Source organism: uncultured Caballeronia sp. (genome assembly GCF_964243625.1).
GTDB lineage: Bacteria > Pseudomonadota > Gammaproteobacteria > Burkholderiales > Burkholderiaceae > Caballeronia.
In genome coordinates this window covers 1-4,372 of sequence record NZ_CAXTGZ010000511.1, presented here as the reverse complement: position 1 = coordinate 4,372, position 4,372 = coordinate 1, and the positions used below count along the sequence as shown (strand labels likewise).

The 4,372-nt window shown below is 64.2% G+C and carries 5 protein-coding genes; 1 reads left to right on the top strand and 4 read right to left on the bottom strand.

The annotated features are described in order from the left end of the window. On the top strand, positions 1 to 1,525 hold a 1,525-nt coding region (locus ACFFAR_RS25915), incomplete at its 5' end, for an ABC transporter ATP-binding protein (protein WP_375508713.1). 64 nt (positions 1,526 to 1,589) lie between these two features. Here the strand turns inward: ACFFAR_RS25915 and ACFFAR_RS25910 are convergent. From ACFFAR_RS25910 to ACFFAR_RS25895, 4 genes are all read right to left on the bottom strand, one after another. Next, a complete protein-coding gene (locus tag ACFFAR_RS25910; RefSeq protein WP_075357462.1) occupies positions 1,590 to 2,102 on the bottom strand; it encodes a DUF2889 domain-containing protein in 513 nt (170 codons plus the stop codon). A 4-nt stretch (positions 2,103 to 2,106) separates the two neighbouring features. Beyond that, a complete protein-coding gene (locus tag ACFFAR_RS25905; protein WP_375508712.1) occupies positions 2,107 to 2,925 on the bottom strand; it encodes an HpcH/HpaI aldolase/citrate lyase family protein in 819 nt (272 codons plus the stop codon). A 21-nt stretch (positions 2,926 to 2,946) separates the two neighbouring features. Then, positions 2,947 to 3,696: a GntR family transcriptional regulator gene (locus ACFFAR_RS25900; RefSeq protein WP_174362957.1), complete on the bottom strand. Its 750-nt coding sequence runs from the start codon at positions 3,694 to 3,696 to the stop codon at positions 2,947 to 2,949. An 80-nt stretch (positions 3,697 to 3,776) separates the two neighbouring features. Next, positions 3,777 to 4,372 (bottom strand): CoA transferase (locus tag ACFFAR_RS25895; RefSeq protein WP_375508711.1); only part of this gene is annotated, 596 nt, incomplete at its 5' end.

The window sequence follows — 4,372 nt, the reverse complement described above, 5'->3', positions numbered from 1 at the left end:
CGCCGCGGCAACGCTGCACTGGCTGGAATCCTGGCTTGCGCACGACATGGCTTACCGGCTGCTGGCGGAAATGCGCATCGCACTGTTCGCCAAGCTGGAGCGCCTCGCTCCCGCCTACCTGCTGCGCCGGCGCTCCGGCGACCTCGTGGCGCTGGCGACCCAGGACGTCGAGACGGTCGAGTACTTCTACGCCCACACCGTGGCGCCGGCTTTTGTCGCCATCGTGATCCCGGCCAGCGTGCTGACGCTGCTGGCATGGGCGGCCTGGCCGCTCGCGCTCGTCCTGCTGCCCTTTCTCGCCTGGGCCGGACTGACACCGGTATTCGCACGCAGCAAGATCGACCGTCTCGGCAGCCGGGCGCGCGCAGCATTGGGACAACTCGGCGCGCATCTCACGGAGACGATCCAGGGTCTCGCGGAACTCGCAGCCTTCCAGGCGACCGGCCGCCGTCGCGCCGTTTTCCTCGCCGACATTGAGGCATACCAGCAGCAGCGGTCCGCCCTGCTGGACGATCTCTCGCGCCAGAGCGCCGCGCTGGAAATCGCAACCGGACTGGGCGGCCTGGCGGTGGCCCTGACGGGCGCCGTGCTCGCCGCGAACGGCTGGTTTGCGCCCCAGTGGCTGCCGTTGCTCGTGCTGGTTTCCGTGGCCGCCTTCATGCCCGTTGCCGAGATCGGCCAGGTTGCACGCCAGTTGGCCGATACGATCGCGTCTACGCGCCGCCTGCATGTCGTCGAAGCAGAGACGGAGCCGGTCACCGATGGCGATTTGCCGGTCCCCGCAAACCCGCAAGTACGGCTCGAGTCGGTGAGCTTTGCGTACCCGGGCCGCAGCGCACCGGCGCTCGACCGCGTGAGCTTTGCCGTGCGTCCCGGCAGCACCGTGGCGCTGGTCGGCGCCTCGGGCGCGGGCAAGTCGACGGTAGCCAATCTGCTGCTGCGCTTTTGGGATCCGCAGCAAGGCGTCATCACGCTGGGCGGCGTCGACTTGCGCCGGCTTCGTCTCGCTGACTTGCGCAGTCATATCGCGCTGGTGGCGCAGGACACGTATCTCTTCAACGATACGCTGGAGGCCAACATCCGTCTGGCCGGCCGGGATGTCTCAGACGCAGATGTACGCCGCGCGCTGGATCGTGCCGCGCTGAGCGATTTCGTCGACCGGTTGCCGGATGGCCTTGCGACCCGGGTGGGCGAGCGCGGCGTGCAGTTGTCGGGCGGGCAGCGTCAGCGGGTGGCGATCGCCCGCGCGTTCCTGAAGGACGCGCCGATACTGATCATGGACGAAGCGACTTCGCATCTCGACACCATCAGCGAGCAGCAGATCCGCACGGCCCTTGGTGAACTGATGAAACAACGGACCTCGATCATCATCGCGCATCGGCTGTCGACGATTCAGAATGCCGACACGATTCTCGTGATGGACGGCGGCCGGGTCATCGAGGCCGGCAGCCATGCCGAACTGCTCGCTGCGCGCGGCGCATATGCGAGACTGGTTGCGCATCAGTCGGGCGGGCTCGCCGCGTAGGGCATCGGCGGTCGATGCAGAGGTTGCTGCGCCCCATTTGGCAAAACGGCGCGCGCCGCAACGCTCACGCCCGATACCACTTGGGGTAGAACTCCCTGACGGCATCGCCATCGGTTCTCAACGCATGGCAGCCGTCGAGCTGGAATGGTTGCTGGCTGTTCGACGCGTTGATCTCCTCGCTCATTGTCTGGAACGCAGCCGTCGCCACGCCGCCGATGAGTTCGGTCAGATGCGTGCAGCCCTTCGTGCCGCCGAACAGCGCACGTGTCTCGCGCGTGAAGCCGGCCGCGAGCTTGAGGCCGATCAGCTTCCTGTACTCCGGCCCGATGACATCGCAGAAACCGGGATACGGCACGACTTCGGATTCCGCGTGTGCATCGACGATCAGGAAATCCGTGTTGACCGTGATCCGCAAGCGCATCTGGTGGATCGCTTCACCGGCCAGACGCACGACACCGCTCGAATGACGATCGTAGGTTTTCGTATCGCGCAGCACACCTTCGATGTCATACAGCCCGTCTTCGCGCCGATAGCCGCTGAGTTCGATACGCCGCACATGCAGGAGTTGACGTTCCATGGGCTCAGCGCGTGAAGCTCGCAACAATGCGTTTCGCCTTGTCGACGATAGGTTTGTCGACGAGCTTGCCGTCCACGGCGATCGCGCCCCTCGGATTCTCGGCGAGCTTTGCCAGCACGCGCTCGGCCCAGGCAAAGTCCGCATCGCTCGGAGCGAAGCCGCGATTCACTGCCTCGACCTGCTTCGGATGAATGCACAGCTTTGCACCAAAGCCGAAGCGCCGGCCGGAGGCGGCATCGGCGGCGATCAGGTCGGCATCGTCAATCGATAAAGTCACGCCGTCGACCGGCGCCGCGAGCCCCGCATAACGCGACTCGATCACGAATTGCGAGCGCACGTAGTCGAGCTCGCGGCCGCTGTCCTCCACACCTGCATCGACGCAATAATCGAACGAACCGAATGCAAGCCGTGACACCGCCTTTTCATGCGCGATCGCCCGCATCTCCACCACGCCCGCCACGCTCTCGATCAGCGCGATAAGCGACACCGCCTTGCCGCAACGCGACGCAATATCCGCCAGTTCGCTAGCGGCTTCGGCCTTTGGGACCATGATGCGCGTGACCGCTGACTCGCGCAGCATTTTCACATCGTCCTCGTGCCAGGGCGTGCCGTATGCGTTGACACGAATCACGACGCGTTCCTTGTCGATATCCGGCAAGCCATCCCGCAGCCACTTCGATAAACCCTCGCGCGCCTGGATCTTGCCCTCGGGCGCGACCGCATCTTCCAGATCGATCACGACCTGATGCGCGGCCGTTGCAAGCGCCTTGGAAAACCGCTCCGGACGATCGCCCGGTACGAAGAGATAACTATGAAGCGGCATGCATGTCTCCTGACTTGAGCATCAACCGGACGTCCAGTCGCGCTGGAATGTTTCCGAATAACTGAAACGGTCGGCCGGATGAATGCTGAACGCGGCCTCGACAATCTCGCCGCGCCGGTTGAGGTATCGGCGGCACAACCAGAGCGCCGGTGACCGCGCCTTTGCGTTGACCAGCGAGGCGATGGCCGCCGGCAAGGCGATCGCCCGGATCTCCTGCTGCACTTCCACTATCCTCTCGCCGAACTGTTTTTCGATAAGCGTATAGAGCGGCACATGCGATTCGCGTTCGCTCACCACGAGCGAACGAAATGCCGGTTGAATGAATACTTCGGTATGGCAGATCGGATCGGGGCTGTCGCCCGAACGGCGCAAGCCCGCAATGCGCAGCCACGTCTCGCCGGGGCCGGCCTTCAGCAGCTCGCAAACGGCGGGGTCGCGCACCTCGGTCGTGTCCTTCGTCAGGATCTCGAGAACGGTGTCCGCCGTATAGCGATGCAGGTCGCTCAACTGCTGCATGACCTGCCGATACCCGCCTTCGGATCGAACCGCCTTGACAGTCGTGCCGACCCCCGCCTGCCGCACGACCATGCCGAGTTGCACCAGTTGCTTCACGGCCTCGCGCACAGTGGAACGGCTTGCGCCGAACTGCTCGCATAGCTCGAACTCGGTCGGTATTGTCGAGCCCACCGGAAACCTGCCGCTCTGAATTTCGTTGACGAGCGTCTGCGCCAATTGCACATAACGCGGTTGCTGACCCAGGACTGTGACCATCGGCTCTTGCGTGAGTAAGGGTGAACGGATTAAACGGGGTGAATGCGCCCGTTCGGACCCGTCACGCAAGCCTTCGGAGCTCATTGCACGACGGCCTTCTCGCGAAGCGAGGCGATCCGTTCAGCATCGTAACCGAGTTCCGCGAGCAGCCTGTCCGTATCCTGGCCCAGATCCGGGGCTGCGCGCAGTGGCAGCGCCTCATTCACGCGCACCGGCGCCGCCACGCCGCGGATCTTCCCGAAGCGCGGATGCTCGGCATTGACCACGCCCTCGCGCTCCGCCACGAAAGGATTGTCGAGCGCCTGCCTGACGTCGTAGACCGGCGCCGCGGGCACACGGCCCCCGAAACGCTTGAGCCACTCTTCGGTCGTTGCCGTGGAAAGCGCGGTATCGAGTTCCTTTTCAAGCAAGTCCCGGTTGAGCAGCCTTGCCTTGAAATTGTTGAAGCGTTCGTCCGTGACCCACGACGGTTTGTCGAGGACCTCGGCCAGCACACCCCAGAATTTCTCCTTGTTGCACATCAGGAAGATCCAGCCGTCCTGTGTCTTGTACAACTGGCTCGGCGTGAGCGAAGGATGCGCCGAGCGGCGATCGCGCCCCGTCACCACGTCGCCGTTCAGGTACCACGTCGCGACATAAGCGAGATTGTGCATGGCGACATCGAAGAGACTGACGT

What these genes read in the sequence shown, in the direction of transcription:
- ACFFAR_RS25905 (WP_375508712.1), bottom strand. Translation starts at nt 2,925, where the DNA reads ATGCCGCTTCATAGTTATCTCTTCGTACCGGGCGATCGTCCGGAGCGG.
- ACFFAR_RS25910 (WP_075357462.1), bottom strand. Translation starts at nt 2,102, where the DNA reads ATGGAACGTCAACTCCTGCATGTGCGGCGTATCGAACTCAGCGGCTAT.
- ACFFAR_RS25900 (WP_174362957.1), bottom strand. Translation starts at nt 3,696, where the DNA reads ATGGTCACAGTCCTGGGTCAGCAACCGCGTTATGTGCAATTGGCGCAG.